Annotated in this window: 14 protein-coding genes; 2 read left to right on the forward strand and 12 right to left on the reverse strand. The window is 59.9% G+C overall.

All coding sequences use genetic code 11. The annotated features are described in order from the left end of the window. From Q4Q11_RS25805 to Q4Q11_RS25845, 9 genes are all read right to left on the reverse strand, one after another. Window positions 1-138: twin-arginine translocase subunit TatC (locus Q4Q11_RS25805; RefSeq protein ID WP_498571264.1), on the reverse strand; the 138-nt coding region annotated here is incomplete at its 3' end. Continuing rightward, complete coding sequence (gene tatB / locus Q4Q11_RS25810; RefSeq protein WP_112507373.1) at window positions 135-842, reverse strand: Sec-independent protein translocase protein TatB; 708 nt, start codon at window positions 840-842, stop codon at window positions 135-137. The genes Q4Q11_RS25805 and tatB, both read right to left, overlap by 4 nt. A 54-nt stretch (window positions 843-896) precedes the next feature. Next, window positions 897-1097, reverse strand: coding sequence for a twin-arginine translocase TatA/TatE family subunit (locus Q4Q11_RS25815; RefSeq protein WP_095434759.1), 201 nt, complete (start codon window positions 1095-1097; stop codon window positions 897-899). Between the two features lie 247 nt (window positions 1098-1344). After that, the gene (gene scpB, locus Q4Q11_RS25820) at window positions 1345-2037 is read right to left on the reverse strand and encodes an SMC-Scp complex subunit ScpB (protein ID WP_498571265.1); all 693 of its coding nucleotides are present in this window, start codon (window positions 2035-2037) and stop codon (window positions 1345-1347) included. A 43-nt stretch (window positions 2038-2080) separates the two neighbouring features. Then, window positions 2081-2878: a segregation and condensation protein A gene (locus Q4Q11_RS25825; RefSeq protein WP_112507377.1), complete on the reverse strand. Its 798-nt coding sequence runs from the start codon at window positions 2876-2878 to the stop codon at window positions 2081-2083. A 74-nt stretch (window positions 2879-2952) separates the two neighbouring features. Continuing rightward, window positions 2953-3966 (reverse strand): beta-N-acetylhexosaminidase, encoded by a 1014-nt coding sequence (gene nagZ / locus Q4Q11_RS25830; RefSeq protein WP_498571259.1) that lies wholly within the window; start codon window positions 3964-3966, stop codon window positions 2953-2955. 126 nt (window positions 3967-4092) lie between these two features. Continuing rightward, on the reverse strand, window positions 4093-6834 hold the full coding sequence (locus Q4Q11_RS25835) for an SPOR domain-containing protein (RefSeq protein WP_498571260.1): 2742 nt from the start codon (window positions 6832-6834) through the stop codon (window positions 4093-4095). A 60-nt stretch (window positions 6835-6894) separates the two neighbouring features. Next, window positions 6895-8655 carry an arginine--tRNA ligase gene (gene argS, locus Q4Q11_RS25840; protein WP_498571261.1) on the reverse strand — a complete coding sequence of 587 codons (1761 nt, stop codon included), beginning with the start codon at window positions 8653-8655 and terminating at the stop codon, window positions 6895-6897. Between the two features lie 54 nt (window positions 8656-8709). Then, window positions 8710-9927 carry a deoxyguanosinetriphosphate triphosphohydrolase gene (locus Q4Q11_RS25845; protein WP_113214813.1) on the reverse strand — a complete coding sequence of 406 codons (1218 nt, stop codon included), beginning with the start codon at window positions 9925-9927 and terminating at the stop codon, window positions 8710-8712. Between the two features lie 306 nt (window positions 9928-10233). On the opposite strand from Q4Q11_RS25845, the gene Q4Q11_RS25850 reads away from it, so the two are divergent. After that, window positions 10234-10566 carry a HesB/IscA family protein gene (locus tag Q4Q11_RS25850; protein ID WP_112507385.1) on the forward strand — a complete coding sequence of 111 codons (333 nt, stop codon included), beginning with the start codon at window positions 10234-10236 and terminating at the stop codon, window positions 10564-10566. Between the two features lie 130 nt (window positions 10567-10696). Next, on the forward strand, window positions 10697-11488 hold the full coding sequence (gene xth / locus Q4Q11_RS25855; RefSeq protein ID WP_112507387.1) for an exodeoxyribonuclease III: 792 nt from the start codon (window positions 10697-10699) through the stop codon (window positions 11486-11488). A 65-nt stretch (window positions 11489-11553) separates the two neighbouring features. On the opposite strand, the gene exoR is transcribed toward xth, so the two are convergent. The 3 genes from exoR to Q4Q11_RS25870 all read right to left on the reverse strand — a co-directional run. Next, window positions 11554-12357: an exopolysaccharide production regulator ExoR gene (exoR, locus tag Q4Q11_RS25860; protein ID WP_112507539.1), complete on the reverse strand. Its 804-nt coding sequence runs from the start codon at window positions 12355-12357 to the stop codon at window positions 11554-11556. Between the two features lie 681 nt (window positions 12358-13038). Next, the gene (locus Q4Q11_RS25865) at window positions 13039-14298 is read right to left on the reverse strand and encodes an OmpP1/FadL family transporter (RefSeq protein WP_498571262.1); all 1260 of its coding nucleotides are present in this window, start codon (window positions 14296-14298) and stop codon (window positions 13039-13041) included. A gap of 514 nt (window positions 14299-14812) precedes the next feature. Continuing rightward, the coding region (locus Q4Q11_RS25870) for a class I tRNA ligase family protein (RefSeq protein WP_498571263.1) at window positions 14813-16095 on the reverse strand (1283 nt) is incomplete at its 5' end.

Below are 16095 nucleotides of genomic sequence, written 5' to 3' on the forward strand. Positions count from 1 at the left end.
GTTGAAGAGATGCTTCGCCACTGCGAAACATCCGATGAAGGCAATAAAGAAAGCCGCGATCGACCAGATCAGCCGCGTGCGCAATTCCATGAGGTGTTCGATAAGCGGCTGCGGCTTATCGTCGATATCACCCGTCATGCCTGGTCCTTCTTCCTGGGTGTCTTAGGTGTCGCCTTGCTTGCCGTAGCAGTCGCGCGCTTCCTGGGAGCTGGAGGCGTTTTCTCTACGGCCGCAGCGGACGCGACCTTGCGCGGGGCTCGCTTCGGTTTTTCGGTCGCAACGGGAGTCTGGACGACAGCGGCTGCAACATCTTCGGTCTTGGCCGGCGCCTTGGCGCGAGGCTTGCGAACGGTCTTCGGCTTCCCGGCGGTTTCACTCACAATAACAGCAGGCTGCGGTGCAAGAGCAACCGCCGGCGCCTGATTGCCCGATAGGCCAGACGCGGCGGACGTGGCTGCAAGCGCCTCCGGCAGGCCGGATGTGACACCGGGAACCGGCTCGGACGGCAAGGGTGTCGCGGCGGGAGCCGCCTTGTCCGGCGTCGCCGTGCGCTGCAGGTCGGCCTTTATCTCATTGCCCATCTCCCGCAGCGGGTTCATGGCTTCCCGCAGCGAGTTGACCGGATTGAGCTTCTGGGCGTCGGCTATCGTCTGGCGCACATCGTCCAGATCCGCCTCTCGCATGGCTTCATCGAACTGTGCGCGAAAATCGCCAGCGACCTTCCTGGCTCGCGCCGTCATCTTGCCGATTGTCCGCAAGGTCGCCGGCAATTCCTTGGGGCCGATCACCACCAAAGCAACGACAGCAATAATCACCAGCTCGGACCAGCCTATATCGAACATGCAAAGGCTCCTGGGCCAACGGCAAGCCTCTCGGCTTGGCGCCTGCCGACATGATTACTTCGTTTCGTCAGCCTTGTGCTCGACCGTACGGGAAGCCGTCTGCGTCGACGTATCTTCGTCGTCGCTCATGCCTTTCTTGAAGCTCTTGATGCCCTTGGCGACATCACCCATCAGCTCCGGGATCTTTCCACGGCCGAACAACAACAGCGCGATGGCCAGGACGATGAGCCAGTGCCATATGCTTAGAGAACCCATTGCTTTAACTCCCAATTACAGTGTCTTCCCGATGTAAGACGTTTGCGGATGTTTTTCAAACAACAAAATGCAGGGCATCCACGCATATCAGGATGACGAACGCCGGTGCGGGCGGGCAAACATCTCCAAGCCGAGAGGATGATTTTCTTATATTCGCACCTACTAATGGCAAAAGAGAGACTTTGCCGGCGGTTTCGCGAAAATCCGCAAACGGGATTGCGACCTCGTTCCGGGGCGAGCCAATGGGTCAATCGCCGGAACTTTCGCCGCTCGGCGGCAGGATGCCAAGCTCCTCCAGATCCATCTGCGTGATCGGATCCTCGTCTTCCGTCAGCTCGTCGTTCATCAATGGCGACGGGATATTGAAATTGGCGGGAATCCGGCCTGACAACAGCCCTGCCCCTTTCAGCTCCTCAAGGCCGGGCAGGTCGCGCAGCTCCTCCAGGCCGAAGTGATCGAGAAAATCGCGTGTCGTGCCGAGCGTGACCGGCCGCCCAGGGGTGCGGCGGCGGCCTCGGAAGCGAACCCAGCCGGACTCCATCAACACGTCGAGCGTGCCCTTGGAAGTCTGCACGCCCCTGATATCCTCGATTTCGGCGCGCGTCACCGGCTGGTGATAGGCAATGATGGCGAGCACTTCCAGCGCCGCGCGGGACAGCTTGCGCACCTCGTTGTCATCGCGCCGGATCACGAAGGAAAGATCCGCCGCCGTGCGGAATGCCCATGCGCCCTCCACCTGCACGAGATTGACGCCGCGCATGGCGTAATCGGCCTTGAGCTTCTGCATGACGGCCGGAACATCGATGCCACGCGCCACGCGCTCGGCAATGAAGGCCTCGGAGACCGGCTGCGCCGAAGCAAAGACCAGCGCTTCGGCAATGCGCTCGGCCTCACCAAGTTGACGCTCATCGACTTCGGCCGCTTCTGCCTCGTGGTTCACATGCTGCTGCTCGTCGTCCGGCTCGCTCACGCTGTTTCCTGCCCTATTCCGCCGCTTCCAGCGACGAATGCTTCGGCCCGCGCCGCATGTAAAGCGGCTGAAACGCGCCTTCCTGACGAATTTCCATCTGGCCTTCGCGCACCAGTTCGAGCGAAGCCGCAAAGGCGCTCGCGATCGCCGTCACACGCTCGCTTGAAGTCGTCATATAGCTCAGCAGGTAATGTTCCAGAGCCGTCCAATCGGTGATCTCGCCGATCATGCGGTCCAGAATGGCGCGCGCATCGGCGAGCGACCAGACACGGCGCTTCTCGATAGTTACCTGCGTCACGGCCTGACGTTGACGCAGGCTCGCATAGGCCGTCAAAAGATCGTAGAGGCTGGCGTCAAAGGCCGACTGACGTCGATCCGGAATATGCTCCGGCGCGCCGCGGGCGAAGATATCGCGGCCGAGGCGATTGCGATTGACGAGATCGGTAGCCGCGTCGCGCATGGCCTCGAGGCGCTTCAGGCGGAAGGCAAGCGTTGCCGCCATCTCCTCGCCCGTCGGCCCGTCTTCCTTGCTTTGCTGCGGGATCAGCAGCTTGGATTTCAGGTAGGCGAGCCATGCAGCCATGACGAGATAATCGGCCGCGAGCTCGATACGGATGCGCCGGGCGCTGTCGATGAACTGAAGATATTGCTCGGCAAGCGCCAGAACGGAGATCCGGGCGAGATCGACCTTTTGGTTGCGCGCGAGATGCAGCAGAAGATCCAGCGGCCCTTCAAAGCCGGCAAGATCGACGACCAGCGCCTGCTCATGCGAGCCGCGCTGCGTCTCGCCTTCCTGCCAGAGCTTGTCCATCGGCGCTGCCGATTGCTGGAGCTTGTCCGTACTGCCACTCACCTTGTCACCCGTCCGTTCTTCGAAGTCCGGTTTTATGCCACCGCGAACATGGCGTCGAATTCCGCGCGAACCGCGGCTTCGCCGGCACCGTCATTCCTGCCGAATGCCGCTTCGACCGCCTTGGCCCTTGCCAGCGATGCGCCCGTCAGTGCGGGAACATTGCGAACCACCTGCAGCATCTCGTCCATGACACCGTTGCAATGCAGCACGATATCGCACCCGCCCGCAACAATATTTGCCGCACGCTCGCCGATCGTACCCTTCAGCGCGTTCATCGAGGTATCGTCCGAGAGCAGAAGGCCCTCAAAGCCGATGTAGCCACGAATGATCTCCTCGATCACCTTGCGCGACGTCGTGGCCGGATTCTCCGGATCGATATCAGTGAAGACGACATGGCACGTCATCGCCATCAACTCGTCCTTGAGCGCCACGAAGGGGGCAAAATCATGGACTTCCAACTCGGCACGCGGCACCGAGACGACAGGCAGCTCGTGATGGGAATCCGCGAAGCCGCGGCCATGGCCGGGCATATGCTTCATCACGGGCAGCACGCCGCCGGCTTTCAGACCTTCCGCAGCCGCACGTCCCATTTCCGCCACCGTCACCGGATCGCCGCCATACGCGCGGTTGCCAATGACATTGCTCGATCCCGCGACCGGAACGTCCAGCACCGGCAGACAATCGACATTGATGCCGAACTTCAGCAAATCGAAGGCATGAAGCCGCGACATCAGCCACGCAGCGCGCAGGCCACGCTCGCGATCCTGCCGATAGATATCGCCCAGCGCCTGCCCCGATGGGTAATGCGGCAGGATCGGTGGACGGATGCGTTGCACCCTGCCGCCCTCCTGATCGATGAAAACAGGAGCATCGCGGCCAACGCTGTCGCGCAGAGACGCAACAAGATCGGCGATCTGTGCCGGCTCAGAGATGTTGCGTCCGAACAGAATAAAGCCCCAGGGCTGCTCTCCCTGATAGAGGGAACGCTCTTCCGAGGTGATGGTGTGGCCGCTACAGCCAAGGATCATGGATTTCGATTCGGTCATATCCGAATCATAAGGCCTGCGCCGGAAAATGCGAGTGACGTCAAGTGTGGATACACAAGAACAGCGCAGCGCAAACGAAAACGGCGGGCCGATGCCCGCCGTTCTCCAAAGTCTCGTATCTGATCCTTACTTCGAGATCAGGCAGGTGCCGCCGGCGGCGCGATAGCGCGTGCAGATGGCCGCGGCCTCGTCCTTCGTTCCGGCAACGACGCGGACACGATAATAGGTGCCCTTGCCGGCGATATCGGCCTTGCGGATCTCGAGCGGATGATTGCCGATGACGCTGGCGAACTTGACCTTGAGGTTCGCCTGCGACTTCTGCGCATCGGCTTCCGTTGGCAGCGACGCAATCTGCACTCCGTAAGCGCCGACGCTCGCAGCAGAGGTCACAGGCGGGGCTGCTGCCGGGCTCGCTGATGCGACCTGCTTCGGCTGCACCTTGGGCTGGGGCTGGGCATCCTGTGCCGGAGCGGCTGTGTTTGCCTTGGCAGGTTCCGGGCGGGCCGTCGGAACCGGATTGGTCTTGACGACGCGGATCGGCGTGCTTTCGGCGCTGGGAGCATTGCCATCATCAGCCTGGGCTGCCGGCGGCGCGTTGGTTACGGCTGGACGCGGGCTCGCAGACGCGACCTGATTGTTCGCCGGCTTGACGGCGGTCGTCGTATCAACCGCCGGTTCATCACGCGGCACCAGCGAGCCGTCCGGCTTGACGATCATCGTGCGGACCTTGCGCGGCGATACGGCTGGCACCTGGTCGTCGCCGTTGGAGGCGACATTGGTGTTCCCGCCATTCTGGTTTGGCAGCAGGCGCGGATCCTGGGTGTCGCCGACCGGCGTCGACGTTGCCTGATCGCCGCTGCCGTCGTCCGGGGATATCGATTCGGGAATGAGCGTCTTCTGAACGACATCGACCGGTTGCTCGTTGGAAGAGACAAGCTCCTTCTGCTTCGGCGCCGCGGTACTGTCGCCGGCAACACGGTCATAAACGGCCTTGTTCTGGTTGGGAACGACGGTGCCACCCGGATTTTCCGGAGCGACCTTCACCGGGCCGCTATCGGCCGCGATCACGCGCGGCTCACCGGAGAAGCTGGAGATCGGCGTCCCGTGGCGGACCCAGCTGTAGGCGCCATAGGCACCGACGCCAAGAGCTGCGACGACAGCGGCGGTCGTGACGATGCCACGTACCGAGCGAACCGGACGGCGGCTGCCCGCGGCCGGATCCAGCGTCATCCTGGCGACATTCTCGACAGGATTGGAGGCTTCGCGGTAGCTGCGGCGGAAGTCCTCTTCCAACGCACGCTCGAACTCGTCGAACTCCTCCATAGGCTGCTTTGCAACGGGCGCGGCGGGCTGGGCGGCCGCATTTTTTGACCAGGAAGCGGCGACTGCGGCACCGCCGAGCGCTGCGGCAACGGCCGGCTTGATCGGCTCGGGCGCGGCTTCCCTGGGCGGGGAACCCAGCAGGCTCGCCATTTCCGAATCGAGATCGAAATCAAATTCTGGCGAAACCGCGACCGGCTCTTCCGGTTCGATCGCAGGCAGATGCGGAACGTGCGACCCTTCGAAGGTTTCGACGCGATCTTCCGTCTCGGAAATTTCCGTCGGGTCGAAAGGCAGCGGCTGATCGGCTTCAAATACCGGTGCCGCCGCATGTGCGGCAGGCGCAACGGGTGCCGGCGCGGCATGAATCGGCTGCGGCGCGACAGCCGCAAACATTGGCGCGACCGGTGCCGACGCAACCGGCGTCGCGCGGGAAACGATTGTCTCCGCGATCGGCGCGGCCGGCGCCGGCTGCCTTGGAGCGGGAGACTTGTCGGCTTCGGCGAAATCGAGGCCAGCAAGCTCCATTTCGATATCGGCCAGATCGAACTCGAAATCCTGACCGGCAAACGGGTCTTCTGCACCGAAGGTGATCGGCTCGGGTTCTTCGTGCTGTGCCACAGCCGCCTGCGTGACGGGCAGGACTGCCGGCTCAGGGAACGAAACGTCGAAACTCCCGAAATCCGGTTCTTCCTTCGCTGCGGGTGCGCTGACCCTGGACGGAACCGGATAGCGGTTCACATCGGCCAGCAGCGCATCGATCTCGGCGGAAAGTGCAGCCGGATCAGCCTTGGCGACCTTTGGCGGCTCGGGCGCCTTGAAGACGGCGGGAGCCGGCTGAACTGCGACAGGTTGCGATGCAGCCTGCGGAGCACGCGAAGGCTCCACGGGATCAAACACTTCGAAATCGAGGGCGCCATCGAACATGGCCTCCTCAACGGCCGAAGTCGGTGCCGGCGCAGCAACGGACGGAGCGGCGGCTGGTGCGGGCTGCTCGCGCGGCGCAGCGGGCGTTGCAAGCGTGAAATTGGCGATCGGCAACCGCATGGTGGCGGCGGCCGACTGCGGCGTCTTGGCAACGGGCGCGACTGCCGGCGGCTCGACGGGCGCAGCTTTCTGCGCCGGCTGCAGAACCGGCGCTATCGACATTTCCAGCTCGTCGATCAAATCGCGGGCACCGATCGTCGGCTTGACCGGAGCCGCGACCTGCGGAGCGGGCTCGACAAACCGAGGCTCGGCAAAGGTGGGTTCCGGCCGCACCGGCTCAGTAAGATGCGAAGCCTGCTCATGGCCGGGAGACGAGACTTGTTCCGCCGGAGCAGAAATGTCATTTGCCGGACTCATTCGCGGCGTATCATACCGCTCGAACTCACGGAGAAGTTCGTCTTCGAGATTGAAGGCCGGCTCCTGCCGTTGAGCCGCAGGAGCTGCCTGAGCAGCGGGGCGCGGCTCGAAACCTACGATACGAGCGAGTTCTGCCAGCGGATCATCATCCGCAAAGAACTCGTCGTTTCCGCTTGCGCGATACGCCAACTGTTTTTCTGCCATCACCGTTCCACTCGAAAACGCTTCAACTAATGCCAGCGCAATGTGGGTAAATGGTGACGTTTATCGCATTTCGTCCGGTGCTGCGGTCCCGGTTATACCAAGACCTGACTTCAAAACCGACGCGACAGCGTACACCAGCCCAAGTCTGGCTATGCTCAATTCTCGGTTCTTATCGTTAACAAAACGTAATTCCGGTAAATCTTTACCTTTATTCCAGTGTCCATGGAAGGAACTGGCCAAATCGTAAAGATAAAAAGCGATGCGATGCGGTTCCTGAGACTGTGCCGCAGCTTCAATGATTCGCGGGAATTCCGCAATCTTCGCAATCAACTGCAATTCAGTGGGATCGGAGATCGCACCGACGACGGCCTTGGACAGGTCGAGCGAGGTGATATCGAGGTCGGGGAAGGCTTCCTTGGCCTGGCGGAAGACCGACATGCAGCGCGCATGCGCATACTGCACGTAGAATACCGGATTGTCCTTCGATTGCTCGGTGACCTTGGCGAAATCGAAGTCCAGAGGCTCGGAATTCTTCCGGTAGAGCATCATGAAGCGCACCGAATCGCGGCCGACTTCATCGACGACTTCGCGCAGCGTGACGAAATCGCCCGAACGCTTCGACATCTTCACCGGCTCGCCGTTTCGATACAGCTTGACGAGCTGGCAGAGAAGCACCGTCAGCTTTGCCGCACCATCGGAAACGCCCCGCGCGACCGCTTCAAGCCGCTTGACGTAGCCTCCATGGTCGGCGCCGAGAATGTAGATCATCTCGTTGAAGCCGCGGTCGAACTTGTTCTTGAAGTAAGCGACGTCGGCGGCAAAGTAAGTATAGGAACCGTCCGACTTGATCAGCGGGCGATCGATATCGTCGCCGACCTCAGTCGAGCGGAAAAGCGTCTGCTCGCGGTCTTCCCAGTCTTCCGGCAACTGCCCCTTCGGCGGCGGCAGCGCGCCCTTGTAGACATGGCCCTTGAAGGTCAGATCGTTGATTGCTGTGCGGATGAGAGCCGCGCCGTTGGCATGCAAGGTGCGCTCGGAGAAGAAGACGTCATGATGGACGTTCAGCGCCTCGAGATCTTCCTTGATCATCGCCATCATCGCGTCGATGGCGCGATCCTTGACGATCGGAAGCCACTGCTCTTCCGGCATGCCGCGCAGCTTCGTGCCGAACTCCTGGGCGAGCGCCTCGCCGACCGGAACGAGATAATCGCCGGGATAGAGGCCGGCCGGGATTTCGCCGACCTGCTCGCCGAGCGCTTCGCGGTAGCGAATGAAGACGGAGCGCGCCAGCACGTCGATCTGCGAGCCGGCGTCGTTGATGTAATATTCCTTGGTGACCTCGTAGCCGGAGAAGGCCAGCAGGTTCGCCAGCGCGTCGCCGACGACGGCGCCGCGGCAATGGCCGACATGCATCGGTCCGGTCGGATTGGCCGAGACGTACTCGACGTTGACCTTCTGTCCCTCGCCGAGCTTAGAACGGCCGAACTTTTCGCCTTCCGCAATCATCGTGGATAGCAGCCGCTGCCAATAGCCGACCGAAAGACGGATATTGATGAAGCCGGGGCCGGCAACCGAAACCTCGGCGACGTCGGCATCTTCCTTCAGCTTGGCGACGATAATTTCGGCAAGCGCACGCGGATTCGTGCCCAACGGCTTGGACAGGACCATGGCCGCATTCGTGGCGATATCGCCGTGGCTGGCGTCTCGCGGCGGCTCAACGCCAATACGTCCGAAGTCGAGCTCAGATCGCTTTTCCCGCACAATATCAATTTGCTCGAGAGCGTTCTTAATTCTTACTTCGAAGTCGGTGAAAAGGTTCATGATATGGTCCACGCATAGTTGGACGGACCGCTATCGGCCCGACGCCGCCGCTGCCTACCGCAAATCGGGAGTCTGGTCAAACAGGCGCTTGTGAGCGCTGATGGCGTAGGTATCCGTCATGCCGGCCAGATAGTCGCCCACATGCCTTGCCTTGGGAGCGATCGAAAGTCCGGCGATATGATCGACCCAATAGTGGCTCTGCATCTCCTTGGGATTGTCCATATAGGCATGGAAGAGATCGGTGACGATCTGCGCCGCGCCCGCACGGATGCGCATGATGTCGGGATGGCGATAGATGCGCTTGAACAGCATCCGCTTGATCAGCCTGTCGGTCTCCGCCATGTCCGGCGAAAACGTTGCGACGATCCGGCCGGCGGCGCGGATGTCGGCCACATTGCCCGGCTTCACCTCTGCGAGTGCCTGCTGCGAAACGGCAATGACATCCTCCACCATTCGGGTGATCTGCCGACGCATGATCTCGTGCGTGAAGCGGCTCGGCTCCAGGTGCGGGTAGCGCGCCCTCACCTCGGCCATCAGCCCGGCGAGAAAGGGTACTTCCTCCAGCATGTCGAAAGTCAAATAGCCGGAACGCAGGCCGTCGTCGATGTCATGTGTGTTGTAGGCGATATCATCGGCGATTGCGGCGACCTGCGCCTCAAGGCTGGCATAGGAGGCGATTTCGAGATCGTGGATCTCGCAATAATCGAGGATCGGCTGCGGCACCGGCCCGCGGATACCCTTGCCGTCAGGCGTCATCAGCGGGCCATTGTGCTTGACTAGGCCTTCAAGCGTTTCCCAGGTCAGATTGAGCCCATCGAAATCGGCATAACGGCGCTCGAGCTTCGTCACGATACGCAGGGATTGGGCATTGTGATCGAAGCCGCCGTAGGGCAGCAGCACCTCATGCAACGCATCCTCGCCGGTATGGCCGAAGGGCGTATGGCCGAAATCGTGGACAAGCGCCACGCCTTCCGCGAGATCTTCATCCAGCTTCAAGGCTCTCGCCAGGGCGCGGGCAATCTGCGCGACTTCGATCGTATGCGTCAGCCGGGTGCGATAATGATCGCCATCCTGAGCAATGAAGACCTGCGTCTTGTGCTTCAACCGCCGGAAAGCGGTCGTATGGACGATCCGGTCGCGATCGCGCTGGAATTCGGAGCGTGTCGGGCTCGATCCTTCTTCATAGAGCCTTCCGCGCGATTCCCAGGGATTTGTTGCATAGGCTGCCTTTTCCCCATACCCGAAACCCAATGCATGCGTATCAATCGTCATTATCAATCCATTCCGGCATTTGGCTCCCGCACCGCCATCGGCGCGACAGTCGTTTCCCTGCATTCGGTCCCTGGCTTTGCTTGCGACGCGGACAGCCGCCTGCGCTTCGTACATCCCAGCCCATTGACGCCGCTTTGCAGCCTTCATACCTATAGACCAGAAAACAGCAAAATGGTGTGTGGCTCAACCAGGAAACCATAGCTGTCGCCGGCCTGACTTTCATGATAAAGGCCACGGATATCAGCCGTTTGAAAGTTCGGCGGCTTATTGGTTCTCTCCGGATCTTGACCCCGGCAGGAGGAAGACATGACTGAGACAAGTGTTACCCTATCGGATGCCGCAGCCAAGCGAATCGCTGCCATTGTCGGCGCAGATGCCGGAAAACGCGCCCTTCGTGTCGCTGTCGAAGGCGGCGGCTGCTCGGGTTTTTCCTATAAATTCGATCTCGTCGAAGGCCCCGAAGCTGACGATATCATTGTCGAAAAGGATAATGCGACCGTCCTGATCGATCAGCTGTCGCTGGTCTATATGGCGGGTTCCGAGATCGATTTCGTCGACAATCTTCTCGGACAATCTTTTCAGATCAAGAATCCGAATGCCGTCGCAAGCTGCGGCTGCGGCACGAGTTTTGCCATCTGATCCACACACCCGCTTTTCCACAGTTTGATGACCGGCCGGGAGCCTTCGCTTCGGGCCGGTTCTTATATGGGCTGTAGTCAAGCTCACCGGCTGCGGATACAACAGGGCGAAGCAAAGGAATGAGCCGCCCATGAAAATCGCCACCTGGAACATCAACGGCGTCAAAGCGCGTATCGAGAACCTCTGCCAGTGGCTGAAGGACTCGAACCCGGACATCGTCTGCCTGCAGGAGATCAAGACGATCGACGAAGGCTTTCCCAGGCTGGAGATCGAGGCGCTCGGCTATCACGTCGAAACACATGGGCAAAAGGGCTTCAATGGCGTTGCGATTCTCTCGAAGACCAAGCCGGACGAAGTGACGCGCGGCTTGCCGGGGGACGATAGCGACGAACAGGCCCGCTTCATCGAAGCGGTGTTCTCCGTTGAAGGACACGGCGCCTTGCGGGTCTGCTGCCTTTATCTGCCGAACGGCAACCCCGTCGATACGGAAAAATACCCCTATAAGCTCGGCTGGATGGAACGCCTGCGCAAATTCGCCTTGGAACGCCTGGCTCTCGAAGAGCCCCTGATACTCGCCGGCGACTACAATGTCATACCGGAGCCGCACGACTGCTTCGACCCGAAGGTCTGGGAGAGCGACGCGCTCTTTCTGCCGCAGACGCGCCAAGCTTTCCGTCAACTCGAACATCTTGGCTTTACCGATGCAGTCCGCGCGACCACAGATGCGGTGAAGCTCTATTCATTCTGGGACTATCAGGCCGGCGCCTGGCCGAAAAACAATGGCATCCGCATCGATCACCTGATGCTGTCTCCGGAAGCTGCCGACCGCCTTACCGCGGCGGCCATCGAGAAACATGTGCGCGCCTGGGAAAAACCCTCAGACCATGTGCCTGTCGTCGCACATCTTGATTTCGGCAATTAAGCTTCAATCCTGATCGGGAAAGGCTATCCTATCCCTGCCGGTCGGAATCCCGATTGCGGCGCCGATCAATCGGAGCCCGCAACATCGAGCTGATGGGCCATGGAGACAGCGACGCGGCGGTCGTTCTCGTTGGCAATGGAGAAAGCCTGCTCCTGCATGTCTTCCATCCAGCCGCAGTCCTTCGGCTTGCACTTGTCGAGTGCCGCGGTCATGAAGGCCAGGCCGCGGATCGATTGGCCTTCCTGGAACAGAAGATTGCCGAAAACGGCCATGGCGCCCGGATGGCCGCTTTTGCGCGCCTGGTTCAGCCATTTCTTGGCCTGCTGGACATTGGTCGCGCCGCCCTCGCCCGACAGCATCATCTGCGCTAGCTGAAATTGCGCCTCGGGAACGCCGAATGTCGAGGCAACCTGGAAATAGAGCTGGCGGGCCTGGTTGAGATCGATCTTGACCGGGCTGTTGGCAATACCGGTCTTGTAGTAGCTCGCAAGCGCCAGCAGCGCGTTGATGAAGAAGCCCGTATCTTCAGAACCAGGCTCCACGCCCTGCTGGGCGATTTCGCTATAGATCTTGAAGGCTTCGAAATCGTTCTGCGTGACGCCATCGCCATCGGCATACATATTGGCCAGAGCCCAGCGGGAGCCGGTATGACCCTTTTCGGCGGCGTAACGATAGGCTTCGACCGCCTCTTCCTTCTGTCCGTTCTTATAGGCCTTGAAGCCGAACTTGAAGAGATCGAACGGACCCGATTCCTTGGTGACGCCGGCATTGATATCGAATGCCCTCGCTTGGCCCGCCAGCGCCACGGCAGTGGCAAGGGACAGGCTGAGCATCATGACTCTCGCTGATATGAACTCGGACTTAAACATAACAGTCGATTTCTTTCGCTCCATTCGCATCTGCCGCAGCGTTCGCATGCACGCCGACAGCTTTGCGAATGTTTTCCCTGATGGCGCACAAGACTGGATCATCCCCCGGAAGGAAGGTTTTCGTGGCATTCAACCGAAGCCGTCTGCCACAATTGCGAGCATAGCCTGCAATTATGTCGAAACCAGCATGTGTGCGACCGCTACCGCGACTCACCGCCGAAGGCGCGCTCTTATCCGCTTTCCGATAAATAAGATCGAAGATCGCTCGGCCGACGGCCTCCCTTGGCAGGCAAGGACTTTTTCGCTGCATCGGAAACATCGCTGCTCCGATCCCGGATTGTTGCTTATGCCAAAGTGGAAGTTCACCCATCGACCGCTTATGCACTTTCTACAAGGCTTACCCCTGTGCCCACGTAATCGCTGCTCCCCATTTGTGGCGGGAAATGGACAAATTGTAATCTGATCACGCGGCTGCAATGTCTTGAAATAGAGTGTTGCCAATTCGTCACAAAAATTTTATCGGACTTGAAATTTCCTTAACCATAAATCGGGCAAAAGGTGCGGTTCACGCTCCACTTCCCAAATCACATAAGGAAACATCGCGAAGCCTGAAAGGGTTCGCGATGCTGAAGACGAGAGGAAGGGATTGCCGAAAAACCTCTTCGATTCAATGGCTTATCGTCAGAAGCTGACTTTGACCGAGGTTTGAAGAGCTGCAACCAAGTCGTTGCCGAAGCTGTAGGTCGCATCGTTTCCGTAAACGGTGCCGCCGCGTGTGATCGGTCCGGACTTTCCGCTGGTCATGAGGCCGAGAGCGCCGCCAAAATTGAACTGGACATGTTCGGTTGCCTTGTATGCCACGCCTGCACCGAGGGTCCAGGTATCCGAATTCATGCCGTAACCCTCGCTCGTGCCGCGATCCCAGGTCAGGCTGACGGCACCGCTCCATTTGTCATTGAACTTATGTCCCACGCCGCCGGTGATGGTCCAGCCGTCACGATAGAGCAAATCGAGCGAAGTCAGTTCCGTCGGGCCATTGGACTTGCACGAGATGCTGCGCGTCGACGTCGGGCAGAGAGCGATGCTCTGCAGAATGCTCCAATTGGTCCACTTGACCGAGCCGAAGGCGAGCCAGTCCGGCGCAATACCGGACTGCACCTTCCATTCCAGCGAATCCGGCGCTTTGGCGGAGCCGAAAACGGAGGTCATCTTGCCGGCAAATCCCGGAACGACGGCCGGCGGCACTTCGGTCAGATCGACGCTACCCTTGAGGTTGTCGTATTTGACCTGGCTATTGTAGACGAGGCTCGTGCGGAAGGCGTATTCCGGGATTTCGTAAGCAATGCCGGCACGCCAGCCCCAGCCATGCCCATCGACATCGAGCGAACCGACGCCATTGTAAACCGCCGAAATCGGCGCCGGAGTGGCGTAGACCAGTCGCGACTTGTAGCCGCTCACTTCCTGATAGAAGCCGCCGCCGATCAGGCGCAACTGACCCGGGCCGGCATCGAACTTGTAAGAGCAGGTGGCCGAGTAGTTGTTGGTGCGGACTTTGACTTCGGATTCGTTATTGGCACCAGCCCAGTTCAGGCCTTCATTGAGATGTCCGCCGAAAGGCTGGGAATAGTCGGCCATGCAGTCGAGATCATCGGTAATGCCGATCTTGAAGGCCACATAAGGGATTGCATAATTATCAGAGGCATCGGTCGAATGGCTGCGATTGTTGAGATTGCCGTCAGCCGGATTGATATCCTTGGCGTTCTTCAGCTTGCGGTCGGGCATGACATAAGTGATGCCGGATTCGAAAACATAACGCCCCTTGTCGAAAAGCAGATCGATATCGTAGCCGCCACGATCAAGACCGCCAGCGAAAGCGGCGCTTGCGAAAGATGAGCTGATGACGAGTGCGACCGCGCCCCTCAACGCAACAGAAAATGCCATTGTGTCTCCCCCACTGGTGCATTCATTTATTTGATTGTTGCGATGATCATGGGAGTTGGCAATGCGGCGCGCGCGAGCCCCGGCCATATAAGAGAGCGATCGATTTACGTAAGAAAACGAACCATGGCTCGAAACATCTATTTCATTAGGTAAATTTTTCTTTTTGAATAACATTTTAATCCCCACATAGATTATCATTCTTCATAGCAACAATTCTGTTACAATCTGACAACAGTTCAGCTTTTCGAGAATAACTACCAATTTTAAGGGTAATCCGTTTCGCCTGTGCGAAACTGACGACGACCCAAAGCATCCGATCCGGACAATCCACATCGAATCGAGGGAAGAAACGAAAAAGCACCCGGCGAATGCCGAGCGCTTTCTCCAAAGTGCTTGAATTCCATTGCTCCCGAAGCGAGTCGCGACCATCCGGATTCGCTCCCGGCGCCTCAGGCCTTTTTGATGCCCGGCATGCCGCTGTTGCAAAAGCGCCAGGCACTTTTGCGCGACCTGCTCAGCCAGCCTCGCTGACCCGCGCTAGCGCCACCTTGAGGCTGACCTGCTGCCCTTCGAGTTCGCCGAGACGTTCGCGCTCGGCGGAAACGACATCCGGGTTCGCGTTGGCGACGAACTTCTCGTTCGAAAGCTTGCCCGTGATGCGGGCGATCTCCTGATCGTTCTTGGCGATCGCTTTTTCGAGACGCGCTTTTTCGGCGGAGAGATCGATGAGGCTGCCGAGCGGCAGGCAGACGGTCGCCTCGCCGACAACGATCTGCGCGGCCCCCTTCGGCGCGGTATCGGCAAGCGAAACCGTTTCCACGCGCGCCAGCCGCTTGATGGCGGCGTCGTGGCGGAAGATGCGTTCGCGCGTCAGGCTGTTCGCATCGACGACGACCAACGGCGCAGTGGCTGCCGGCGGCACGTTCATTTCCGCGCGAACCGAGCGAATGCCGGAGACGAGATCGATCAGCCAGTTGATTTCGTCGGCGGCGACATCGTCGGCGTAGGACGGCGCCGGCCAGTCGGCGTGGCAGATAAGGCCGTCACGCTCCTTGCCCTCGCCCGCGGTATGCGCCCAAAGCTCTTCCGTCATGAACGGCATGAAGGGATGCAGCAGCTTGTAGGTCTCTTCGAGAACATAGGCAGCGCAGGACTGAGCCTCCGCCTTGGCGGACACGTCGTCACCGCTGAAGATCGGCTTCAAGAGCTCGAGATACCAGTCGCAGAACTGGTTCCAGATGAAGCGATAAAGCGCGCCCGCAGCATCATTAAAGCGGAAGCTTACGAGCGCTTCGGTCACATCGCGCTCAGCACGCGCCAGCTCCGTCAGAATCCAGCGGTTGACGGTGAGTTCAGCCGCCTCCGGCACGAAATGCGGATCGCTCTTGGCGCCGTTCATCTCGGCAAAGCGCGTGGCGTTCCAAAGCTTGGTGCCGAAGTTGCGGTAGCCGGCGATGCGGGCCGGGTCGAGCTTCACGTCGCGGCCCTGTGCGGCCATGATTGCCAGCGTAAAGCGCAGCGAATCGGCACCGTACTGGTCGATCAGTTCGAGCGGGTCGATGACGTTGCCCTTGGACTTCGACATCTTCTGACCGTTCTTGTCGCGAACCAAGGCGTGGACATAGACCGTGTTGAACGGCTCGACCGGCTCGCCGTTCTCATCCTTCATGAAATGCAGGCCCATCATCATCATGCGGGCAACCCAGAAGAAAATGATGTCGAAGCCGGTGACGAGGACGTTCGTCGGATAGTAGCGCGCGAGTTCCGGCGTCTCATCCGGCCAGCCGAGTGTCGAGA

This window comes from Rhizobium sp. UFLA01-1127 (assembly GCF_059803845.1).

Coding starts and splice junctions, on each gene's coding strand:
- tatB (WP_112507373.1), bottom strand. CDS start 842: ATGTTCGATATAGGCTGGTCCGAGCTGGTGATTATTGCTGTCGTTGCT.
- Q4Q11_RS25815 (WP_095434759.1), bottom strand. CDS start 1,097: ATGGGTTCTCTAAGCATATGGCACTGGCTCATCGTCCTGGCCATCGCG.
- Q4Q11_RS25825 (WP_112507377.1), bottom strand. CDS start 2,878: ATGGACAAGCTCTGGCAGGAAGGCGAGACGCAGCGCGGCTCGCATGAG.
- nagZ (WP_498571259.1), bottom strand. CDS start 3,966: ATGACCGAATCGAAATCCATGATCCTTGGCTGTAGCGGCCACACCATC.
- Q4Q11_RS25835 (WP_498571260.1), bottom strand. CDS start 6,834: ATGGCAGAAAAACAGTTGGCGTATCGCGCAAGCGGAAACGACGAGTTC.
- argS (WP_498571261.1), bottom strand. CDS start 8,655: ATGAACCTTTTCACCGACTTCGAAGTAAGAATTAAGAACGCTCTCGAG.
- Q4Q11_RS25845 (WP_113214813.1), bottom strand. CDS start 9,927: ATGACGATTGATACGCATGCATTGGGTTTCGGGTATGGGGAAAAGGCA.
- Q4Q11_RS25850 (WP_112507385.1), top strand. CDS start 10,234: ATGACTGAGACAAGTGTTACCCTATCGGATGCCGCAGCCAAGCGAATC.
- xth (WP_112507387.1), top strand. CDS start 10,697: ATGAAAATCGCCACCTGGAACATCAACGGCGTCAAAGCGCGTATCGAG.
- exoR (WP_112507539.1), bottom strand. CDS start 12,357: ATGTTTAAGTCCGAGTTCATATCAGCGAGAGTCATGATGCTCAGCCTG.
- Q4Q11_RS25865 (WP_498571262.1), bottom strand. CDS start 14,298: ATGGCATTTTCTGTTGCGTTGAGGGGCGCGGTCGCACTCGTCATCAGC.